The 21,717-nt window shown below is 68.6% G+C and carries 18 protein-coding genes and 3 pseudogenes; 10 read left to right on the forward strand and 11 right to left on the reverse strand.

Annotation, left to right across the window (positions count from 1 at the left end):
- Positions 1–40: 40 nt before the first annotated feature.
- The 3 genes from ACFY4A_RS21785 to ACFY4A_RS21795 form a co-directional block, all read right to left on the reverse strand.
- Positions 41–4,021 carry an SGNH/GDSL hydrolase family protein gene (locus tag ACFY4A_RS21785; protein WP_390831026.1) on the reverse strand — a complete coding sequence of 1,327 codons (3,981 nt, stop codon included), beginning with the start codon at positions 4,019–4,021 and terminating at the stop codon, positions 41–43.
- An 844-nt stretch (positions 4,022–4,865) separates the two neighbouring features.
- A complete protein-coding gene (locus ACFY4A_RS21790; protein WP_390831027.1) occupies positions 4,866–5,360 on the reverse strand; it encodes a ricin-type beta-trefoil lectin domain protein in 495 nt (164 codons plus the stop codon).
- A 53-nt stretch (positions 5,361–5,413) separates the two neighbouring features.
- Positions 5,414–5,746, reverse strand: a complete 333-nt coding sequence (locus ACFY4A_RS21795; protein WP_390831028.1) for an RICIN domain-containing protein — start codon at positions 5,744–5,746, stop codon at positions 5,414–5,416.
- Between the two features lie 1,139 nt (positions 5,747–6,885).
- Here ACFY4A_RS21795 and ACFY4A_RS21800 point away from each other — a divergent pair.
- Positions 6,886–7,164, forward strand: coding sequence for a transposase family protein (locus ACFY4A_RS21800; protein WP_390831029.1), 279 nt, complete (start codon positions 6,886–6,888; stop codon positions 7,162–7,164).
- Positions 7,149–7,556 carry a hypothetical protein gene (locus tag ACFY4A_RS21805; RefSeq protein WP_390831030.1) on the forward strand — a complete coding sequence of 136 codons (408 nt, stop codon included), beginning with the start codon at positions 7,149–7,151 and terminating at the stop codon, positions 7,554–7,556. Before ACFY4A_RS21800 ends, ACFY4A_RS21805 begins: the two co-directional genes overlap by 16 nt.
- Positions 7,557–7,573: 17 nt before the next feature.
- On the opposite strand, the gene ACFY4A_RS21810 is transcribed toward ACFY4A_RS21805, so the two are convergent.
- Both ACFY4A_RS21810 and ACFY4A_RS21815 read right to left on the reverse strand, forming a co-directional pair.
- Positions 7,574–8,584 carry a LysR substrate-binding domain-containing protein gene (locus ACFY4A_RS21810; RefSeq protein ID WP_390831031.1) on the reverse strand — a complete coding sequence of 337 codons (1,011 nt, stop codon included), beginning with the start codon at positions 8,582–8,584 and terminating at the stop codon, positions 7,574–7,576.
- Positions 8,585–9,041: 457 nt separating this feature from the next.
- Positions 9,042–9,527, reverse strand: a complete 486-nt coding sequence (locus tag ACFY4A_RS21815) for a transposase family protein (protein WP_390831032.1) — start codon at positions 9,525–9,527, stop codon at positions 9,042–9,044.
- Between the two features lie 154 nt (positions 9,528–9,681).
- Here ACFY4A_RS21815 and ACFY4A_RS21820 point away from each other — a divergent pair, with 154 nt between their 5' ends.
- The 4 genes and pseudogenes from ACFY4A_RS21820 to ACFY4A_RS21835 all read left to right on the forward strand — a co-directional run bounded on the left by ACFY4A_RS21820 (position 9,682) and on the right by ACFY4A_RS21835 (position 12,488).
- Positions 9,682–9,918 carry a hypothetical protein gene (locus ACFY4A_RS21820; RefSeq protein ID WP_390831033.1) on the forward strand — a complete coding sequence of 79 codons (237 nt, stop codon included), beginning with the start codon at positions 9,682–9,684 and terminating at the stop codon, positions 9,916–9,918.
- A 42-nt stretch (positions 9,919–9,960) separates the two neighbouring features.
- Positions 9,961–10,678 (forward strand): annotated as a pseudogene (locus ACFY4A_RS21825) (DUF2332 family protein); the annotation flags it as partial.
- Positions 10,679–10,823: 145 nt separating this feature from the next.
- The gene (locus ACFY4A_RS21830; RefSeq protein ID WP_390831034.1) at positions 10,824–11,666 is read left to right on the forward strand and encodes a hypothetical protein; all 843 of its coding nucleotides are present in this window, start codon (positions 10,824–10,826) and stop codon (positions 11,664–11,666) included.
- A 438-nt stretch (positions 11,667–12,104) separates the two neighbouring features.
- On the forward strand, positions 12,105–12,488 hold the full coding sequence (locus ACFY4A_RS21835) for a hypothetical protein (RefSeq protein ID WP_390831035.1): 384 nt from the start codon (positions 12,105–12,107) through the stop codon (positions 12,486–12,488).
- A gap of 113 nt (positions 12,489–12,601) precedes the next feature.
- On the opposite strand, the pseudogene ACFY4A_RS21840 reads toward ACFY4A_RS21835, so the two are convergent.
- The 6 genes and pseudogenes from ACFY4A_RS21840 to ACFY4A_RS21865 form a co-directional block, all read right to left on the reverse strand.
- Positions 12,602–12,892, reverse strand: a pseudogene (locus ACFY4A_RS21840) (transposase); the annotation flags it as partial.
- Positions 12,893–12,926: 34 nt separating this feature from the next.
- Positions 12,927–13,028: pseudogene (locus tag ACFY4A_RS21845) on the reverse strand (IS5/IS1182 family transposase); the annotation flags it as partial.
- A 252-nt stretch (positions 13,029–13,280) separates the two neighbouring features.
- Positions 13,281–14,009 carry an SDR family oxidoreductase gene (locus ACFY4A_RS21850; RefSeq protein ID WP_390831036.1) on the reverse strand — a complete coding sequence of 243 codons (729 nt, stop codon included), beginning with the start codon at positions 14,007–14,009 and terminating at the stop codon, positions 13,281–13,283.
- Between the two features lie 54 nt (positions 14,010–14,063).
- Entirely contained in the window at positions 14,064–15,083 is a 1,020-nt protein-coding gene (locus ACFY4A_RS21855; protein WP_390831037.1) for a LacI family DNA-binding transcriptional regulator, read from the reverse strand.
- Between the two features lie 111 nt (positions 15,084–15,194).
- Positions 15,195–15,746, reverse strand: a complete 552-nt coding sequence (locus ACFY4A_RS21860; RefSeq protein ID WP_390831038.1) for a hypothetical protein — start codon at positions 15,744–15,746, stop codon at positions 15,195–15,197.
- 253 nt (positions 15,747–15,999) lie between these two features.
- A complete protein-coding gene (locus tag ACFY4A_RS21865) occupies positions 16,000–16,470 on the reverse strand; it encodes a hypothetical protein (protein ID WP_390831039.1) in 471 nt (156 codons plus the stop codon).
- Positions 16,471–16,794: 324 nt separating this feature from the next.
- Between ACFY4A_RS21865 and ACFY4A_RS21870 the strand changes: the two genes are divergently transcribed.
- The 4 genes from ACFY4A_RS21870 to ACFY4A_RS21885 all read left to right on the forward strand — a co-directional run bounded on the left by ACFY4A_RS21870 (position 16,795) and on the right by ACFY4A_RS21885 (position 21,706).
- Positions 16,795–17,997 carry an FAD/NAD(P)-binding oxidoreductase gene (locus ACFY4A_RS21870; protein ID WP_390831040.1) on the forward strand — a complete coding sequence of 401 codons (1,203 nt, stop codon included), beginning with the start codon at positions 16,795–16,797 and terminating at the stop codon, positions 17,995–17,997.
- 243 nt (positions 17,998–18,240) lie between these two features.
- A complete protein-coding gene (locus ACFY4A_RS21875; RefSeq protein ID WP_390831041.1) occupies positions 18,241–19,668 on the forward strand; it encodes a rhodanese-like domain-containing protein in 1,428 nt (475 codons plus the stop codon).
- Positions 19,665–20,624: a TSUP family transporter gene (locus tag ACFY4A_RS21880; RefSeq protein ID WP_390831042.1), complete on the forward strand. Its 960-nt coding sequence runs from the start codon at positions 19,665–19,667 to the stop codon at positions 20,622–20,624. The genes ACFY4A_RS21875 and ACFY4A_RS21880 overlap by 4 nt, the downstream gene beginning before the upstream one ends.
- 299 nt (positions 20,625–20,923) lie before the next feature.
- Entirely contained in the window at positions 20,924–21,706 is a 783-nt protein-coding gene (locus ACFY4A_RS21885; protein WP_390831043.1) for a GntR family transcriptional regulator, read from the forward strand.
- The last annotated feature ends 11 nt before the right edge of the window (positions 21,707–21,717 follow it).

Genomic DNA, 21,717 nt, shown 5'->3' on the forward strand with positions numbered 1-21,717 from the left:
ACGGCTACTCAGGCCCTTTTCAGTCAGTGCGGGAAGTGGATCAGCTGCCCGCGAGGGTGTGTTCCAGGGCGACGGCGTACAGTCCGGCGCCCGCAACTTTCGGGTGGAAGGACTTCATGGAATGCGGGCTGTCGTCCGCCTTCGAGTGATTGGACAGGACGAGGCCGTGAACCGACTCGGGGTCACCGCAGACGGCCTTGCCGGCGAACTCGTCGCGCGGGTCGGAGAAGACCGCGTTCGCGTTGTACAGGCGGTTGGCGTCGTCGACGGCGCCCTTCATCTCGGTGGCCACGACATCCGCCATCTCGTTCAGCCACGATGCTTCCTCGGTGTCGATGCCGATGGCCGCCATGCACTGGCCGTTGTTTTCCAGGAGCCTCGGGTAGCCCATGAGTACGATCCTCGCGTTCGGCGCGTGCTTGTGGATCTCGTTGAGTGTGGTGGCCAGGCGCGGCCGGACCGTGTCGTGCGCCCACCTCGGTGCCCACTCGTAGAGTGGCCCGGTGGTGCCGGGGGCGTCGCCGCCTGTGTCCGGGTCCTTGTTAAAGAGCGCGCTGTAGTTGCACGGGGTCTCGGCCAAGATGCACTGCTGGATGATTTCGGCGAACCGCATGTCGTTGCCGCCGATCGACAACGTGACCAGGGTGGTGTTCTGGTCCAGGTATCCCTGGGCGATCTGCCCCAGTTCACCGTTTTGGCCACCGCGCAGGATGTTGTAGTGGAGGGCACCGGAGCATGCGACGAACTGGTAGTCCACGCTGGGGCTCATGCTGTCCGCCATCGTCCCGATGGAGGACGAGTAGCCGGGCAGCACCGCCTGGCGCGACCAGGCGTACTTCGAGCGGTGGCACGTGTTCTTGGTGCCCGGCTGCGAGGAGTCGTAGTAGTCGGATTCGGGGTAGTAGTCGTCGCCGCCGTTCTCCGAGGCGCCCTCACCCGAGGAGTACGAGTCGCCCATGGCCACGATTTGGTTCGCCGGCTTGCCGCCCAGCGGCTCGAAGCCCACCGCGTCCCAGGCGACGTCCTCCATGCCGCTGCCGTCCTGTGTCACGTTCGACAGGGACACGGTGGGCGTTCCGGTGAAGTTGAACGCGCCCAGTGACACCCACTTGTTCGACAGAACTCGTTGCGGCTTCGCCCGCTTGGGGCTGGTGGAGTCCGTTCCACCCACTGTGTACAGGGCCTGGCGGGTGTGCGCGCCGTGGTCGGGCAGGTGTACCCAGACGCGCATCCAGCCGCGGTCCGCCGTGCCCAGCGTCCAGGTGCCGGTGGTCTGCAGGCGGCCGGCGTCGGTCGTGCCGTTCTTGTTGGTGTGCGAGAACCAGAAGTGGTTTCCGTACGCCGCACCGATCTGGTGCAGGTCAATGCGGGCTGAGGCGGTACCAAAATCGAAGTTGAACGTGCCTGCGGACGAGACCGCACCGCACGAGCGGGCCGAGGATCCGGCCGGGGTCACCCCGTTCGCGACATCGTCGACGATCTTCGTGCCGGAGGGCAGGCCGGCCGAGCAGCGCGGCGGGTACGAGTTCGCGTCCGGCTGTTCGGGATAGGTCGTGTCGAAGCGGTGGATCGGGTTGCCGCACTGGGCGACGGAGGTGCAGTTCTTCCAGGTGGCGGGCTTGTGGAACCAGCACTTCAGGTACAGCGGATCCGACTCGTTCGGGTCGCCCGGCAGCAGGCAAGGGCCGCCGCCGGTGTCGTTGGTCGCGTCCGTGCCGATCTTCGATGCGTCACAGTCGTTGCTGCTGTCGCAGAACAGGCCGATTGGGGGCTTGGCCGTCGTCCGGTTCGTGTCGGTTGTCCACCACGCGGCACGGTAGCCGGGTTGGAAGTCACCGGGCGCGAACATCGCCGAGATCGGCCGCGCTGCCCAGCCGATGACCTTCTCCTCGTACGGCCAGTCCTGCGGGTGCGCGGCGTGGCTGTAGTCGTCACCGCCGTCCGAGCCCTCCAGGAATGGTTTACGGTTCTCCTTCCACAGCGGGTTCGCGGGGTTGTTGGTCCAGCCCACGCCCCACTTGCCGGAGGTGGTGCCCGCCGAAGACTGCGGGTAGTAGCCGCTGTTGTAGGCCCACAGCGCGTAGAACCAGTTCTCGATGTACCTCGGGTGACCGTCGTTGATGATCAGTCCGTCGGCGCGGGTCTGGTTCCACTTCTCGGTCAGAATGTTCACGCCCGCCGCGATGTTCGCGGCGTAATCGAGCGCGACGGCCTCCTGCTGGGTCACCGTCATCGTCGGCTGTCCCTTGCCGGGCAACCGCATGCCGTCGGTGACCTGGGTGACGCCGTAGCCGCAGTCGGACTTGGACCAATCGATGGCCCACGGGTCGGACTGCTTGCCGTCGGAGGAGTAGTGGATGCCGTAGAAGTTGCCGATCAGCGAGTTGGCCGTGACGCCCGGTACCGCGAACCGGGTCGCCTGCCACATGTTCGACTCCTGGGCGGTGATGCCGAGCATCACCTGCGCCGGGATGTGCCAGTCCGCGCCGCTGCCGCCGCTCACGCTGCGCAGCGGGAACAGGCTCTGCGGCGCGTAGGCGGCCATGCCGGTGTTCTTCCAGTTCGCCGGCCTGCTCGCGGACGCGTTGAGGTTGCCGACGATGGCCTGGTCCACGGCCCACTCGATCTGCCGCGGCGTCGGCTGGAAGGCCTGCTTCTTGGGGTCGTTGCGGGGCACGGAGCAGGTGCGGTCGTCATCGACGGGCGAGGCCATCGTCGTCACCTTGTCCGAGGACGCGGGCCGGGTCAGGGCCGGGCTCAGCGCGGTCGCGGTGCGCTGGGCTGCGGCGTCGCCGATCCGGTCACCCGGCATGGCGTCCAGCACGGTCGTCCGGCCAGTGTCCAGGGCCTTGAGGGTGATGCGCGCCGCGCGGGGTGAGAAGGAGTCGCGCGGGGAGATCCGCGAGTCCTTGCCGTCCGCCCAGGTCGTGGTCACCGCGGCGCCGCCGCGGCTGGAGATGCGGGCATCCTTGTCGATGCCGCCCGGGTTGCGGACCGTGCGGGGCAGGGTGCGGGTGTTGTCGGCCTTGCCGGTGACGTAGACGGTTCCGCTGGGGGTGCGGGCGAGGTCGAATCCGGTGAGCGAGCCGCGGGCCAGTTCGGCGGCCTTCGCCTTGGCGTTCGGGGAGCGCAGGGCAGGGGCGGCGACGCGGGACACGGCGGCCCGGTCGTCGGCGGCGGGCCGCTGACTGCCGCCGGGAAGGCGGTCGATGAACGTGACGCCGCCGTCGGCGTCCGGCTTCAGCTGGAACGGTACGGCGTGGGTGCGGGCGACCGTTTGTACCGTGGTGCCGTCGATCCGCACGATCTGCTTGCCGCGGGCGGCGACGATCCGGCCGTCCACCGGGACCGCGGAGGTGACCTGCCCGGGGACGGTCGCCTTCTCGGCCCGGCCGGTGCGGGCGTCGGTGGTGATCAGCCGGGTCTCGTTCTTCCTGGCGGTGAGTTCGTCGGTGAACTGGGAGAAGACGACGTCCTCGCCGGTGCCGCAGCCCGGCGAGAAGTAGCCGAGCGTGGCCTGGAACGGCAGCTTGCGCACCCGCCCGTCGGTCAGGTCCACGACAGCCGTGAAGGCGCCGCGACTCATCAGCGCGGGCTTATTGGTGAAGGTGCGCGGCGCGTAGGCAACCGCCGCGTACCTGCCGGACTCGGTGACACAAGCGTTGCCGATCCAGGCGTCCGTCTCGAATCCCGGCTCGGACAGCGAGGCCGCGGTCTTCCAACGGTAGCCATCCTTCTCGGCGGCCACCATCACATGAAAACCGGTCCCGTCGCCCGAGGTGGTGAACGCCTGGTCCGACGACGCCCGGTAGGTCTCGCCCAGTAGCTCGGCGCGCTTCTTCTGGGGAATCGCGCGGGGCTTGGCGCCCTGAGCGGGGGGCTCGGCCGAGCGCGCCGGCGAGGACCAGCCGTTCGCTGCCCTAGGGGGCAGGGCGTCCGCGTATGCCTGCGTGGTGCCGACACCGCAGGCCGCCGCGACGGCGACGGCCGTGGCCACCGGAATGCGCGCATGCCTCGACATGGTGCGTCTGGGTCTGGGTCTCAACGTCCTGTCCTTCTTCCGAAGATCACGCCCGGGTCAGGGCGTGCCACCGGTCCGGGTCCGGCTCCTGTGGGCAGGTGAGCGCAGGCCAGCCCGGTGCGGAGACCTTGGGGCGGGAGATCGGGGAGACCTCTACCGCGGGTGGTCTGGTGTCCTCACAGGCCCCGGGCGGCTCAGTGCACGGCGGGCGAGTTCTCGCACTGCGGTGGTGGGACCCCGGCGGCATATTGGTAGTCACGCACAATCGTGGAGCCGACTGACAACAGCCAGCCGCGTCCGCCCTCGTCTGAGAGGCCCGGCCCCGCCGATTGTCCAACTTGCGTCCCCGCACCGTCGCGGGCAACAGCAGCCGAATGAACTCCCACTAGGCATCCGACAGCTCATGGCGACGACCCCAGGCCCCGACCTCCCGCAGGTACTCCGGAGCTCACCCCATACAAAGCGGAAAGGCCGTGTTCAACCTCGTGCAGCAGTTGAAGGGACAGCCGCCCCGCGCTGACCACCTGACCGCGGCCCACGTGGGCGCCCACATCTGCTTCGAGGACACGCAGGCCAGAGGCTGAGGGCCGCCGAAGGGACGTACCTGGGCGCCGCGTTGGGCCCATCCGATGGTGCGAATCCCTGGCCGTAATCGGGGACGGGTCGCCGGCGTGGTCCGCTATCGCACCGGACACCGCTCCCGATTTTGCACAGAGTAGAGTGAGGGGAATTTGGCAGCGACTGATTGAAGCTCGCTTCGTCAGATGCTGAAGAGGTCTCGCCGGACCGCTCCGGCGGGGCGACAGTCCTCTCCAATGAGGATCTAAATCCGCTTCGGGCTGGATCAATACCACCAGCTTTGGAATTTCGTCGCATTGCAGGGAAAAGTGCGCAGCCCGTAAGCTTCGCTGTCGTCCAGGCAACGACCGGTCGCCTGGTTTTTCAGCTCAATGGTGCCGTCGTTCCATGTCTTGATGTACCAGCTCTGGAACGGGGTGGCGTTACATGGGAACAAACGCAGCCCGTACGCGTCGCTGTCGTCTATGCATGTACCTTTCAATACACTCTTCAACTCGTTCGTTTTGTCTGCCCATGGATGAATGTTCCACTTCTGATCATTGGTATTGTTAGTGCAGTAGCTGTAGTGAGCGGCGTGGAGACCTCCGTAGGCGTCCAGACAAGACCAGGTCTCCTGGTTCTGGAACATGGTGACCCAATCTTGTGTCGATGCCTGAGCTGTAGGAGCCATCGCAACGTTCAACGAGATTGCTCCTGCGATCAGCGCTGCAGCGACACCGACCGCGCGGCGCGACGTGGCACTGCGTAGGGCCAGCTTCATTTCTCTCTCCCCATAAATGTGTCAGATGGCGTCAAGTGCCGGGCGAGCGTTCATTACCAGCTCTGGAACGGAGTGGCGTTGCAGGGGTACGCGCGAAGCCCGTAAGCATCGCTGTCGTCCACGCACCGTCCGGTGGCCTGGCTCTTCAGCTCCCGGGTGCCATCGTTCCAGCGACGGATCTTCCAGCTCTGGAATGTGGACGCGTTACAGAAGTACGAGCGCAGCCCGTAAGCATCGCTGTCGTCCAGGCACCTCCCGGTCGCCTGGTTCTTCAGCGTCCACACCTCGTCCTGGCCTGCCGGCCAGCGCCGCAGGCCCGACACCCAACGAGAACACCCCCGAGATCGGCACTGCGGCGATACCGACCGCGCGGCGCGACGTGGCACCGCGTAGGGCCAGCTTCATTTCTCTCTCCCTATGAACGTGTGAAAGGGCGTCAAATGCCAAGTGAACGTTGATTACCCGCTAGGCGCCCTGCGCTGCGGCCTGCGCCGCAGGCGCAACACCCAACGAGAACGCTCCCGCGATCAGCGCTGCGGCGATACCAACCACGCGGCGAAGACACACCGGACGGTGGCCCGGATCGTCGCCCCTGCCCCGTGGTCGACAAGCCTCATTCTTCTCTCCCCCTGGCGTCGTTGAGACGAGCACTTTGATTCTGCACCGGCAACTCGCATCAGACACATGGGAATTGATTCGATTGCTTGCCGGATTGATAGCGTTTTCCTTATCACGCGAGGTGAGAGGCGAAGGGGACCCTTGGCCTCGATTCGTCAGCACAACTTGCTCACTGACCGGCCTGGCGGTTCGCCCGTAATGTCCTTGGCCAGTGGAGGACGTGTCATTGCGCGACGCCGCGGCTACGCCGGGTTCCACAGGCCCGGAGGACGCGGGTTGCCTTGCTTCCTGGTTTTCGCCATGGCAGCAGCCCGGCCGTCAGGGGACGGCGGGAAGCTCGGTGAGTCTGCTCCAGTTGGTGGTGAGGGGCAGCCTGCGGTTCGCAGGCAACGGCGACGTCGCCGATAGGGGAAGGACACGTGGTCGGCCACCAGCAACTGGAAACTGGCAGTCGTGGGGTCATCGGGGGCGAAGACGGTGCGCTGGCGGCCGGAGGCGGCAAGGAATTCGGGGGGCCGCTGGTGGGGCAGCCCTCGGTGATACTCATCGTCGCGCACGTCCTGCAACGGTTGGCGGACGCGGGCGAGCTGTTCGCGGTGGCGGCGGTCGCGTCTCTACTCCAGCCGTCCCGGGAGTTCTGCGGGCAGACCCCTTGCAGGACGAGGGCGGTGGCGCCGAGCAAAGAGGCGACCATCAGGGCCACAGGTAGCGCCAGCGAAGGCGATCACGACGGGCGGAACGGAAGTGGCAGCGCCGCCCTCGACCCAGGGCGATTTCATAGTGGGGGCGATCTTGTAGGTGTGCAGGTCACGGCGGTGTGACGATGTCCGGTGAGCGCACGACGTGCGCAACGAAGCTCCGTTGTGCAGGTGACCTTGCCAAGTCATCTTCGCCCAAGGGAGCTTCGATGTGTCGCCAGTCTGCCATCGTCTGCCTGATCAAGTCGCCCACCCGTCGGCATCGTGCGATCGGCCCGCTGGCAGATCGGCTTCAGGCGCTGGCCGATCCGCGGTGCCGGCGCGGGAAGCGTCACCCGTTCGTGGCCGTCATGCTGGTGGCCTGCTCGGCAGTAGTCGCCGGAACGAGCACCTTCGCTGCCATCGGGCAGTGGGCCAAGGAGGCACCGCAGGACACCCTCCCCCGGCTCGGGGCCCGCACTGGGAGACCCGGGTGGTACAGGCCCTGACCGTCACCGGCCTCGGCATCGACTTCCCGCATGCCGCGCAGGTCGCGAAGATCGTCCGCCACCGGACCGGCATGAAGACCGGCAAGCGCACCCGCGAGACGGGCTACGTGCTGACCGACCTCACCAGCCGCGAGGCCTCCCCTGAATGTCTCGTGGTGATCGTGCGTTCGCAGTGGACCATCGAGAACCGGCTCCACTTCGTCCGTGACACCACCTTCGCCGAGTATGCATCCAAGATCCGCACCGGCCACGGCCCGGAGAACATGGCCACCCTGCGCAGCTTCGCGATCAACCAGCTCCGGGCAGCGGGCCATACGAACAGTGCAGCCGGCCTCCGCGAGATGTCCTACGAACCCTTCCTCCGCCCGCTGAGCCTCCTCACCCTCACCTGATCAGCAACGCCCCAAGATCACGGGACTTTGCGACAGCTCTGGCTCTGGCTCTGGCTCTGGCTCTGGCTCTGGCTCTGGCTCTGGCTCTGCAGGATAGCCCGGGCGATCTGCCGGACCTCACTGATATCGGGGCGATCGCGGTTTTCGACGAACCAGGTGAGCGCCATGGTGCAGGGCGGCATATCGACCACGTCGCGATAGACGATTCCCGGACGTGGATAGAATTCCCGAGCGGAGGCGGGCAGGAAACCGATCGCCTTCCTGAGGGCGATGGCGTGTAGGACGCCCTCAACGTCAACCGCCAACGGGCCGAAACGTATGGGGACGTCGCCGGGCCGTGGATTGATGCTCCAGAAGTCGCGCCACGCCTGGGGGGACTCCGGCGGCATGGTAACCATGGTGCGACCAGACAGATGTGCAAGGGTGAGGGGCTCTTCGGCAGCCAGTGGATCACCGGCCGGAAGGCAGACGATACGAGGTTCCTCGGCTAAGTGCTGGATCTGTATATGAGAAGGCGCGGGCGGGCGTAGAAAAGCTATGTCGACTTCGCCGCAGGCGAGTGCCTCGTACTGATTGATGAAATTGAGGTTGCGCGTCTCGATGGTGAGCTTGGGGTGGCGCTTGTGCAGTTCGTCGAGGATGGCATGTGTATGAGGCATGGCGGGCTCGGCGGCGAGTGTACCGATGACGATCCGCCCGGAGACCTCGCGTGACCGGGCCTGGGCAGCCTGCCGGAGGTTGGCCATGGCATCCGTAACGGCGCGGGCCTCAGGAAGCAGAGCGTGCCCGGCAGGAGTCAGTTCCACGACGCGACTGGTGCGCTCGACCAGTTGAAGCCCCAACCGCTGTTCCAACGCGCGGATCTGCTGACTGAATGCCGGTTGTGTCATGAAGAGCCTGGCGGCGGCGCGCCGGAAGTGTAACTCCTCTGCCAGCACCACGAACAGTCGAAGCTGATGAACGCTCGGGTCGGAGACCTCACTTGACTCACGCCGTGAGTGAAACTCTCTGTTGCTGCGTGCAGTCATACAGAAAGGCTATCCGCTTACAACTCGGTACGCGATAGCGCGGGTCGGCCGTGACACGACGACGGCCGCGCGTGTTGAGTGGATTGTGACGTTCTTCTCGGCCCGCGCGGCCTTGTCCATCCTGCTTTCTGCAGCCTTGATCGTGCACATCTCGACGATTTGATCGAGGAGTTGGCCGACCCGTGGACGGCGCAGTGCGCGTCCGCCCTACGGGAACGCCGGGGCGGCGACCGGCTGCCGGGCCCGATCACCCGCTGGGCTTCGTCGACCGCGTGCTGGTCACCCTGATCTACCCGCAGGTGCAGCTGCCGTGCGCGGCGCTGGTCGAACTGTATGGGGTGACCCGGCCTACCGTCACCCGCGCGATCCATGGGATCCGTCCGCTGCTGACCCGGTGTGGCTTCGCCGTCCCGCAGCGGCCCGGCGTGCGGCTGCGTACCCTGGCCGGCGTCTTCGCCTACGCCGAGGCCGAGGGGGTGGACCTGCGCGCCGACGGCACCGAGGTGCAGTGCAGCGTGCGCCAGCGTTGCTTGAGTTCGGCTGCGGCACGTTCGCCGAGGGCTCGGATGCCTCTGATCAGGCTGTTCGTGGTCCGCGTGTCGGTGTCCAGGGCCCGCTCGGACCGGCCCTTCGGGCGGCGGACCGGGACGAGGATGCCGATCCCGGCACCGATGTAGCCCTTGTCGGCCAGCGTGGGCAGCCCGTCGGCCGCGGCCTTGTACAGCGCGGGCAGGGCGTGAGCGCGTGCGGCCGTGATGTCGGGCGTGGAACCGGGCTCCACATCGGAGACCCACAGCGGGGTGCCGTCGGGAGCGGACAGGAACTGCACGTTGCCGCCGAACGCCCTGTGCTTCTGGCTGAACCACAGGTCGTTGCCGTTGTCGCGGACGCCGGCGAGGCGGTCCGTCTCAATCAGGGTGCCGTCCAGGATCACGTGGGTCATGCCCTCGCGTCGGCAGTGCTCCAGGGTGACGCGGGCGATGCTGCGGCTCCTGTCGGAGTGGGCGAGTGGCCGCTGGCAGCCGCAGGGGGTGGGCGGCTAGTGACGCAGGGCGCGTACAGCAACGCCGCGCAGGTCGCTGCCGCCCTGCAGGGGCGTGCCGCGAGGCGCGGTCAACGTCCCGGTCGACATCGAGGGCGTCTGCATCACCCCGGGGGATGTCCTGGTGGGCGACGAGGACGGGGCCGTGGTCGTTCCCCGCTCTCAGGTGGAGGACATCATCACCACGACGCAGGCCGCGATGGAGGAAGAGGTGGACAAGTGGTGGGACCGCCGAGGCCAGTCCCTCGGCGCTGTGCAGAAGCTCGCCGACGCCGGTTACCGGATCTTCTAAAGAGGCTTCCGTGACCGACAGACATGTGCCTCGCGCCAGGAACTGGCGGACGGCTTCCGGCGGTTCGCCCAGCAGCAGTGCGCGGGCAGGTCCCCGCTCTACTTCACCCTGTCTCACACGGTGCCCGACAGCCCCGAGCTGCTTGACCTCGCCGCTGGCACCAGGCCGGGCCAGCCGGCCCCGAACATGCTGCTCGGGGCTGTCCACCACATCCTCCGACGCGGTGCCTCCCACCCCGCTGCGCCCCTACTTCAGCAGACTCGAGCCACCGGGCCAGGAGGCGGCAGAGCTGCTGGTGGACTTCTGCCGCCGCTTTGCCGGACAGGTCGAGCAGATCATCTCGACCCGTTCCGTGCAGACCAACGAGGTCAACAGGTGCGCGGTGCTGCTTCCCGCGTTCGCCGCGCTCCAGAACTCGCTGGACGACCGCCCGGTGAGGATCGTGGATGTGGGCGCGAGCGCCGGACTGAACCTGCTGTGGGACCGGTACACGTACCGCTACGACGACCAGGTGCTGCGGCTGCCCGGCAGCGATCCGAGCACGGTCCTCACCTGCGAGGTGACAGGCGGCATTCCGCCCCTGGCCGTGGACGTCAGTCGCTTCGTCCGGCCAGTCGGGATCGAGGTCGCTCCGGTGGACCTCACCGACAGGGAGGCCACCGAGTGGCTGGTCAGCCTCACCTGGCCGGAGCAGACCGAGCGGCAGCGCACGTTACGCACGGCCCTGGCCCTCGCCGCGCAGGCGCCTCCGACGGTGGTCGCGGGCCGAGCCCCACGGCGGTGCCAACGGCTCCGGCTGGGACGGCAAGTCCCGCAAGGACTCCATCCGCTCGCGGAACTTCCCCGTCGGCTTCATCGGCCCGAACTTCAGCGGAGCCTCCACCGACGGCGACAGCGACCACGCGGTGACCGGCGACAACCTGTTCCAGTCCAAGTCGCGCTGCGACTTCGCCGACATCGGCCTGCCGCCCGGCTGCGTGTTCCAGGAGTACGCACCCGGCTATACCATCAAGTCCAACGAGTTCCCGGCCGCCGCCGCGCACATCTACCTGATCCGCGCAAAGATGGGCCTGAAGAACGGCGACGGCAACACCGGGCCGGGCACCAACCCGTTCCACCCTCTGCACTACCTGCCCATGTCCGACAAGGCGGAACACAAGGACAACCAGCGCAACGCCTGGGACCGGGGAGCCAACCAGAACCCCAACAAGATCTGTGGCCGCTCCGGCCAGTACGGCTTCCAACCGCACGGGCTGACCAAGGGTGCGATCAAGCAGTACGCCCACCCCAAGAGGGACGTCGCCTCGTGTGACGAGTACTCCTTCAACACGACCTACGAATCCGCCGGGATGCCCGCGTCCATGATGCCGTCGGGGGTGACCTCCAACGAGGTGGCCAACGGGGCTGCTTGCGTGCAGACCTACGAGGGCAAGGCCGCCGACGGGAAGATCTACCTGCGAGACGACGGCCGCTGCCCCGAGCCGGACTGGCAGAACGTCTCCTGCGGGCGCTCGTCGATGGCCCTGTCGGTGAACTCCGGCGCAATGCGGCCGTTCTCCGCTTTCGCTAAGGCCTACCGCATGCTCGACCAGGACCCGTTCTACGTGTACGCGCCCCTGGCCGATATCGGCTGCGACGAGGCAGTCCTCCAGCACGTCGTGGAGTGCGAGATCACTGACCTGGACCCGGACCTCATCCCCTCGTCGGCGCCCGACGCTCGACACAGCCGCGTGGCGCCCCGTCTGTGACATCGGGGCGCCACACGGGCATCAAAGGCCCCCTGCCGTCCTTGACCGCCTCCACCACCGCCGCCAGCAGGCTCCGGGGCATAAAAATGCAAGCCGGTCGGCTCGCTCCTACCCTTGAAGGACGCCATCACCGATCCTCATCACACCGAAGGAGCTGATGGTGATGAACATACGAAGAGCGACCGCAGCCTCCGCCGCCTTCGGGATAGCCCTGGCAATCGCGACGCTCGGACTCATCGGCCCTGCCAGTGCCGCACCACCTCAACCCGGTGAGCCGTGCCCGAAGCTGCACGCCACAACAACCGACAGCACTGGCCGCACCATGTCTTGCGAGCGGCTCATGACGGGCACCCATGGGCTTTACTGGCAATATCCCTAGCTAGATACTCATCTCCGGGCTCAAAGGGGCTGTCCGTGCCGGTCCGTAGGCTGATCGGCATGGAGGATCAGCTGCATCAGGTGCGGATCACCGCCGATCAGGCCGCCGGCACGGTGGCTCTCGAGGGCCGCGACATCTCCAAGATGGTGTCCGGCTACTCGCTTAGCCAGCAGCCCGGGCGGCCGGCGGAGCTGCTGCTGTTTCTGTCCCCGTTCGTCAAGCCCGACTTCGAGGGCCTGGCACGCGTCGTCGTCGGCGTGCCACCGGACCCGGGCCCTGCCGCCGCGGCTTTCCTCTCGGCGATCGACGCAGGCGAGTTGGAGAAGAGCGCGCTGTCCCGGCACGACCTGATGGACGGCGGCCCCCACGAGCTGACGCGGGCGATGCTGCGGCTCCTGCAGGAGTGGGCGAGTGGCCGCTGGCAGCCGCAGGGGGGCGGCTAGGGCCTGTTCTGAGTTGAGATCAGAGGGCTGGCAGGCTGCGTAACCAGAGGATGGATCCGCGCAGGTGAAGCCCGGCGGCGTAGCTCTCGGGTGTCTTGATGCCCCTATGGATGTCAACCGGCTGACGCTGGTGTCACCGTGATCTGCCTGGGCGGGATGAGCGTCTGGTAGACCTCTCGTGCCACGTAGCGCTTGAGACAGCGGATGGCTTCACGGCGGGTCTTGCCCTCGCCGATGCGCCGCTCCACGTAGCCGCGGGTGCGGGCATCCCAGCGCAGGCGGGCCAGGACGATGGTGTAGAGCACGGAGTTGGCCTGCCGGTCCCCACCACGGTTCAGCCTGCGGCGCTGGGTCTTTCCGGACGACGCCTCCACCGGGCTGGCGCCGCAGAGGCACATCCCGCCAGGGGCTGCCGGTACGGAACCGCCACATCACCGCGTCGAAGTAGCTGCGCAGGTCAGGGATCGGCCCGAACGCCCCCAGCGGCAGGTGCGGCTCGACCAACTCCCACTCACCATCGGTCAGGTCACCACGAGTCACGTGACCGGTCTACCGCAGCCAGCACCCTCATGAAGTGGGAATGACCGATCCTGTGATCTCAACTCAGAACAGGCCCTAGTACCCCAGCTGTAGATCGTGATCTTCATGCCTGGGCGGCTTGTCGCTGGTAGTGGCTCGTCCGGGAACGGGCGGAGTCGGGTATGGGAACTGCCTGAATGCCTGTGGTCCTGAGCGGCGGTGGCTTGCCGGACCTGGCATCAGCCGTCGTGTGTCGACGTACGAGGTCATTGGTTAGACCTGTTCGAAGTGGAACGCTTTGATGAAGCAGTCGCGGGGCTGGGCGACGGCGAAGAGGATGCACTCCACAAGCGAGTGCGCGGTGAGGGCGCCCTTGGCCTCGCGCGGGGTGGTCTCCCACTCCTCGGAGAGCGGGTCGGCGTTGTCGAAGTCGGGCGGGTAGAGCGAGATCACCCGGACCCCTTGAGGACGCAGCCGCTTGGAGAGGATCTCGACGAACCCTGCCTGGGCGCTCTTGGCCGCGTAGAAGGCCGCGTGCGCGTCCGACCGGTGGTGGCCCGGTGTTCCGCAGGCGGAGACCATCGTCACGACGTCTGGTATCTCCGAGTTGAGCAGGAGAGGGAGGAAGCTCTTCGTGGTCAGGACCGTGCCGGTGGCGCCAGAGGCGATGGTGTCGACAACGTCGGCGTCGGTTGCGGACAGCAGGTCCGGCCCTGCGAGGTAGCGAGAGCCGTTGTTGATGAGTACGTCGACGCGGTCCGTGTGTTCCGCGACGCTGGAAGCGAAGTCGCGGATCGAGGCGGGGTTTGTCAGGTCGCAGGCGAAGGCGTGCACCCGCTGATGGCCGCGGTTGCGAATCTCGTCGCGGACTCGTTGAGCGGCGGTGAGTTCGCGCGCCGAGAGGAAGATCTCGGCGCCGAGCTCCGCGAGGCGGATGGCCAGAGTTCGCCCGAAGTCGCGGCCGGCGGCCGTGATGACGACGCGGTGATTGTCCCATCCCATGGTGTCGCTCCTGTTTCGTGGATCGGTTGGTGCGGTGCATTGCGGCGGCTGACATCAGCGGCGTAGGCGGCCCAGTTCCCGGCTGATGCTTTCTGCCACTGGACGGCGACCTTGATGTGGATGCCGAGCATCCGGGCGAGGATCGCGGCGGGGAGTTCGGTGGCGAGAGTGAACAGTGCTGTCGACCGATCCTGCTTGGGTCTGATTCCGATCGTGTGGAGTCGCTCGCCGATACGGTCGTCGCCGAGGGGCTGTCCGGGGCGCCCGCCAGGGAAGAGCCATGCGTCGTCGTCGGGAGTGCCGATCTTGGCCTTGCCGCAGCGAGTCGCGATGAGCTCGCGGACCAGACTGGCCAGTGGTGCAGGGAGGAAGACGGGTGAGCTGCCGAATGTGATCGTGACGGTGTCGCCGTCGATGTGGACGTCGTGCGACAGGGAAGCCGGCGGTGCGGTCGGCGCCGGTGCTCGCGAAGGGTTCTCCGGCGATGACCGCGACGTCCCGATGGCCGAGGGCCAACAGGTGTTCGGCCACCAGGCGCCCGCCCAGGTGGTCGTCACAGGTCACGGCGGTCAGGTCGGCGGCGTCCAGGGCATCCGTGGCTCGCCGGTTGACCAAGACGAAGGGGACTCCACGCAGGGCCGGGTCGCTCAGCGCGGCACCGTCAAGGTGGGCGTCGCCGATGATCACCCCGTTCACCCGTCGGCCCAGAGCCATGGCGAGGCGTTCGCGCTGCACCTCGGGGTCGTCGTGGGTGTTGGTGACGAAGGTGGACAGCCGGTGCCGGGCTGCCTCCTCCTTCACCCCCTCGTAGATGGTCGCGACGACGATCTCCGAGAGTCGCGGGAACAGCACGCCGATCAGGTTGCTGCGGCGGGTTCGCAGGCTGGTGGCGTGCGGGTTGGGCCGGTAGCCGAGTTCCCGGGCGAGCTTGCGGATGCGCTCGGCGGTCTCCCCGGAGGCGGCGCGGCCGCGCTCGCCGGTCGGCCCGTTGAGTACACGCGACACCGTCGAAACGTGCAGCCCCAACTGCTCGGCGATGCCCTGCAGTGTCGCCGTACGGCCTTCGCTCGCCATGCCTGTTCCCCACTTCCTCCCGCCCGAATGCCCCTTCCCCCATTCTCGCGGACGCAGAGAGCGGGAGGCTCCGGCCGCTGCGTAAGCTTCCGAGCCGGTGCCCGCCATCAGTCAGGGCAGGGACACGACGGCGACGATGGCCGTGATCAGGACGATGATGCCGAAGGTGAGCAGGCCCGCGAACAGGTACGGCCGGGCGACGGAGAACGGCAGCCGCAGGCCCGGGTAGGCCGTGCGCAGGGCCCGTGGCGTGCTGTCGTGCTCCGACGCCACAGCGATGGTGAACCCCGCGGGCTGGAACACCTTGTCCTGCAGGTACCGCCAGTCCCAGTGCTCCGCGGGCAACAGCACCGGGGTCTGCCCCGCCGTGCCGGACACCACGAGGAGCACGGACTCGCCCTTGGATCCGCGCACCGGGTGGGCGGTGGCGGCGGTCGGTTCGACGGAGCCTGTCCGGCCCAGGCGGTCGATGACGGTCAGTCGGCCGTTCGCGTAGCTGACCCGCTGGCGGCGTGACCGCTGCCAGCCGTACAGGCCCAGCCAGGCCACGGCGGACACGGCCAGCAGCACGACGATGAGCACACCTCCTGCGGGGCCGATGCCGGCTCGGGCGGACCGCGCCACCACTCTGACCACGGCGCCCAGCAGGATCAGGCCGGCCATCGGACCAGCGATGACCAACCGTCGGTAGGCGGGCAGTTGCCGTAACGGCACAGGCCGCAAAACCAGCTCTGGAATGGCTTCTTGAGTCATCGACACTCCCTTCGCGAGAAATCGCGATGCCGGGCCCAAACGTTTGGGTCAACGGGAAGGCCAAAGGTTTGGGTTGACCCTCGCCGCGCCCATGCTGGAGCGTCTCGCAAAGATCGGTGACCCGCGCGCGCCCCGCGCAGGGCGCACTGCGCCTCGCTGCAACTCAACGGTTGGATGAGGCCACATGAGAGAGCCCTCGGCCTGGATGCACCTCGTCGCCGTTGATCCGGAAGGCACCTGCGCCGGGACCGCCGCCCTGGGCGAAGTCTCCGATGCCTGCGGCCGGACCAGGCGTACCGGACAGGCGTATCGGCGTGTTCCCGGACGGCATGCCGGCCTGCCCGCCAGCCCCGCCGTTCGCGGTACACGGGCCTCCGAAGGAGGGGTTGCCGCCCGAGCCGCCTTCCGGCGTGCGCTGCCCTGAGCGGGCATGGCATCGATGCGGGCGGCCATGCAGCGGTGCGGCCTGCGCCACCAGTGCCTTCTTGTCATGGGCGATCATGCCCGTCGTGCAACCGGCGGCAGCAGCCACCGACCGCAGAGTCAGCCCTTCCGCGCCACTCGCGCAGACCACCCGGCACACAGCCTGGAAGATCGCCGAGCGCCGCTGTTCGTGATCGACATGTCCGGGCACAGGGCCCGCCTCCTGCCGCAATGACAGATGTCACGCCGTACTGCCACTCCGATCGGGCCGGGGGCCGACGGAACCCTCGCCGGCGCCGACGCTGCCGCCGTCGAGTCCGCGCCCGCCCTCAGCCAGGCCCGTATACCGGGGCTCGAGCCGTCCGGGAGGTGTGCAGGCGTTCCCGCCTTCCCCTCCGGCCGCGCGCGAGGCGGACAGGTACTCAGCCGCAGGGACGAAATGTCCGTACAACTGAATGAGATTTCCCCAGGTTGCTTGCGTATCGGAGTCGCGCCGCCTAGCGTTAAATGTACGTACATTTGAGGGGAGGTTCCCTTGGTGACCAATCAGCACCACCGGACTGTGATCATCGGCGGTGGGACCGCAGGTATCTCGGTCGCGGCTCGGCTCCGCCGAACCGGTGAAAAGGGCGTCGCAGTGCTCGATCCGAGCCTCGACCACTACTACCAACCGCTGTGGACGCTGGTCGGCGGCGGACGAGCGCCGCTGAAGGAGAGCATCCGCCCGCAGAAGACCGTTATGCCCAAGGGCGTGCGGTGGATCCGCCACGCCGCCGTCGCCGTCGACCCCGAAGCCCAGGAGGTGACGCTGGACGACGGCGGCACCGTCTCCTACGACCATCTGGTGGTCTGCCCCGGCATCCAGCTGGACTGGGACCGGGTGCCGGGCCTGGAGGCCGGGCTGGGCAAGGACGGTCTGTCGAGCAACTATCTGCCGCACACCGCTCCCGCGACCTGGCGCTTCATCAGCGGGATGCGCTCGGGCAGCGCGGTGTTCAGCATGCCGACGGGCGCCATCAAGTGCGGCGGCGCCCCCCAGAAGATCGCATACCTCGCCGCCGACTACTGGCGCGAGCACGGCCTTCTCGGAAAGATCGACGTCCACCTCGTGATACCCGGTGCCGCCATCTTCGGCGTTCCGGAGTTCGCGCGCGTGCTTGACGACGTGGTCCGCCGGTACGGCATCAACGTCCACTACAGCAGCGAGGTCACCGAGGTGCGCCCCGAGGGCCGCGAGGTGGTCGTCACCGACCTGGGCACCGGGGGCAGGATGACCCTGCCGTACGACATGGCCCACCTCGTGCCGCCGCAGAGCGCCCCGGACTGGATCAAGCACAGCCCGCTCGCCGGAGCCGACGACCCGGCCGGCTACGTCGAGATCGACAAGCACACCATGGGACATGTCAGGTACCCCAACGTCTGGGCCCTCGGAGACGCCGGATCGTCCCCGAACTCCAAGACCGGCGCCGCCGTGCGCAAGCAGGCGCCCGTGGTCGTCGAGAACCTCCTAGCCACGATGAACGGCCGGGAACCCACGGCCGCGTACCACGGCTACTCCTCGTGCCCGCTGACCACGGCCCGCAACAAGATGCTGCTCGCCGAGTTCGACTACAGCGGCCGACCCACCCCGTCGATCCCGGTGATCGACACCATCCGCGAGCGCACCGACATGTGGTACCTCAAGCGGCGCGGCCTGCCGTTCCTCTACTGGAACCTCATGCTCCGCGGGCTCGCCTGACCCGACGCCCGCGTCGGACGCCCGACGTCCGACGCCCGAGGGCCGGAACGGCCCGACCGCCGCACCGGCCGGTGGGCCCGGCGCGCCGCACCTGCGGTCCGGGCCCCGGGCGTACCATCGCCGCCCCTGGCCACCTCGCCGTCGCCGCGTCGCATCCATGACGCGCGCCCCCACCGGCCCGCCACCCGCGCCCGGGCCCGACGCCCCGGCGCACCGTCACCGCTCATCCTTCAGGAGCCCGTCATGACGAACCACACCAAGCCGCTGATCTTCGTGCAGTTCTACCTCGAGTGCCTCTCCCACGCCTCGTACCTCGTCGGCGACCGCACCACCGGCCGGGCCGTCGTGGTCGACCCCCAGCGCGACGTCAACGACTACATCTCCACCGCCGAGCGTCACGGCCTGACCATAGAGAGGGTCCTCGAGACCCACATCCACGCCGACTTCCTCTCCGGTCACCTGGAGCTGGCCGAGCGCACCGGCGCCCGCATCTCCTATGGCTCCGCCGGCTCGCTCGACTTCGACACCGACCCCCTGGACGACGGCGAGCACCTCAACCTCGGCGAGGTCGACCTGGAGATCCTGCACACCCCCGGCCACACCCCCGAGTCGATCTGCGTCGTCGTACGCGAGCACGCCGACGACGCCGTCCCCTACGGCGTCCTCACCGGCGACACGCTGTTCATCGGCGACGTCGGCCGTCCCGACCTGCTCAGCGCCCGCGGCCGGTCCGCCGAGGACATGGCCCGCGCCCTGTACCACTCCACCCGTGAGCGCCTGCTCACCCTCCCCGACGACACACGCGTCTACCCGGCGCACGGGGCCGGCTCGGCCTGCGGCAAGAACCTCTCGACCGAGCTGAGCTGCACGATCGGGAACCAGCGCCGAGGCAACTACGCCCTGGCCGACATGACCGAGGACGAGTTCGTCTCCGTCGTGACCGAAGGCCAGCCCGCCGCGCCCGCCTACTTCGCGTTCACGTCCCTGCGCAACCGCCAGGCCCGTCCGGTCCTGGACGAGGACGCTCCCGTTCCTTCCCTCGCCCCCGACGCCTTCCTCCACGCACGGGCGGGCGGCGCCGTCGTCCTGGACACGCGGGACCCGGAGTCGTTCGCCTCCGCCCACCTGCCCGGCGCCGTCAACGTCCCCCTCGGCGGACGCTTCGCCGAGCTCGTCGGCGAGGTGCTCGACGCCCGGGACAGCATCATCCTGTGCGGCGATGCGGCCACGGCGCGCGAGGCCCGCAACCGTCTCGCCCGCATCGGCTTCGACCGTGTCCTCGGAGCCCTGGCGACTCCGGTCGACGCCGTCGGCGCCGGATACCTGACCGTCGCCGAGCGCGTGGAGGCCGCCGATCTCGACGACCGGCTCGCCGAGGACGAGGACGGCTTCGAGCTGGTGGACGTGCGCGGCCTGGGGGAGGTGCGTGAGAACGGCACCATCCCCGGCGCTCGCCTCATCCCGCTGCCCGAACTGGTCGACCGCCTGAGCGAGCTGCCGACCGACCAGCCGCTGACCGTGTTCTGTGCGAGCGGCAACCGCTCGTCGGTGGCCGCGTCCGTACTGCGGGCCCGCGGCTTCGAGACCACCGACCTGCGCGGCGGCTTCTCCGCATGGCGAGGTGCGGTCGCGCACCCCGCCGACACGACACCGGGCGGCGTCCCGGCGTGAGCGTGCTGATCCTCGCCCTGCTCTGCGGAGCCGTGGTCGGCCTGGCGCTCGGTGCGCTCGGCGGTGGCGGTGGTGTGCTCGCGGTCCCGGCCCTGGTGTACCTCCTGGGCGTCGCACCCGCCGACGCCGGGACCACGAGTCTGGTCGTCGTCACCGTCACCTCCGTCACCGCGCTCGCCCGCCACGCCGGCACCGGCAACATCCGCTGGCGGACCGGCGCGCTGTTCGCCGCGGCCGGCGTGGCACCCGCCATCGGAGCGTCCGTACTCGCCCACCGCATACCGCAGGCCGTCCTGACCACCGCGTTCGCTGTCCTGGCCGCTTTCGCCGCCGTGGTGATGCTGCGCGGTCTCCACGCGGCGCAAGGGGCCCGTCGGCCCGCCGCGTCCGCCTCGCAGGCCGCGGCACCCGAGCCGGCCGTGGGGGCCGTAGCGTCCCACTCCGGCCGGGCCGGGCGCGCGCAGACGCCCGCCGTCCGGGCGGCACTCCAAACGGCCGGCGGGACGAGCGCGGCGGCGAAGGGCGCGGGCGGCCCCGCGCCGCAGGACACGAGCGGCGCCGACGTCCCCGGCAGGTCCGCCGGCCGGGGCGGTTGCCTGCACACCGCCGCGGCCGGGGCCGGCCTGGGTGCGGTGACCGGGTTGCTGGGAGTCGGCGGCGGCTTCCTCGCCGTGCCCGCCCTGGTGTCGGTGCTCCGCCTGCCGATGCGGAAGGCCGTCGGCACCAGCCTCGTGGTCATCCTCATCAACTCGGTGGCGTCCCTCGCCACCCGCCTGGCGGCCGGAGGAACGTCCCTCGACCTCGCGATCTTCGGTCCGTTCGTGGGCGCCGCCGTCCTCGGCGCCTGGGACGGCAAGCGGCTGGCAGCCAAGCTCTCCGGGGCCGCCCTGCAGCGAACTTTCGCCGCCTTGCTCCTCGCGATGGCCTTGTTCATGCTCATCGACGTGCTCATCTGAGGTTTCCCGCACGGCCGCGGGCTGGTGCACCCCGCGGCCGGTGACGGTCACTGCTGGCCGGCTGCCGCCTGAGCGGCGGGCGTCCGGACCCGTCGCGGGGCCTTCGGCTTTTGCCGCCCGCCCAGCGGTACGGGTACGGGTACGGGTCGGGTACCGGTCACCGCCACCCGCGGGCCGGGCCCACTCGCTCGTTGCCCGAGGAGCCGATGAGTGCGGGTTTGCACCGTACCTGCGAATGTACGAACATTCACCTTGTGTCAGCAGCATCCGCCCGACCCCCGAGCCCCAGGAAGGCGCCGGTGACATCCCGACCCGGTCCCCGTCCCCTCATCCGATCCGCGGGCAGGCCGCTGTGGGCCCAGCTGCGCGCCGACCTGCTGCGCCGTCTTGAAGACGGAGAGTTCCGCGACGTCTTCCCCGGCGAGCACGACCTGGTGGCCGAGTACCAGGTGAGCCGGCACACGGTCCGCGAGGCCCTCCGCCAGCTTCGTGCGGAGGGCCTCGTCACCGCCCGGCGCGGCAAGGTCTCCCGGTTCACCGCCGGCCGCCCGCTGGAGCAGAAGATCGGTGAGCGATACAGCCTTTTCCGTTCCGTCGAGGAGGTCGGCGCCGTCCAGCGCAGCGTCATACGAGTGCTCGACGAGCGCGCCGACGGTGTCATCGCTGCCCGCCTGGGACTTGAGGAGTCCACACCGCTCGTCTACCTCGAACGCCTCCGTCTCGCCGACGAGGAGCCTCTCGCCGTCGATCGCGTGTGGCTTCCTGCGGCCGTGGCCCGCCCGCTCCTGGACGTCGACTTCACCCGCACCTCGCTCTACGACGAGCTCGAACGCCACTGCGGCACCCGCATCAGCGGCGGCTGGGAGCGCATCCGGGCCGTCCTGCCCGGCCGCGGAGAGCGCATCCTGCTCGACTGCCCGGCGTCGACCGCGCTGTTCGCGATCGACAGACTCGCTCACGACACCGGCCGACGCCAGGTCGAGTGGCGGCAGACGCTCGTCCGAGCGGATCGCTTCGCCGTCGCCGCCGCGTTCTCCGTGGACGACGGCTACCGGCTGGGCGCTCCGGTCCGTACGCCCTGACCCGGGATCGC

The sequence above is a fragment of the Streptomyces sp. NPDC001292 genome, from assembly GCF_042896465.1.
Lineage (GTDB): Bacteria > Actinomycetota > Actinomycetes > Streptomycetales > Streptomycetaceae > Streptomyces.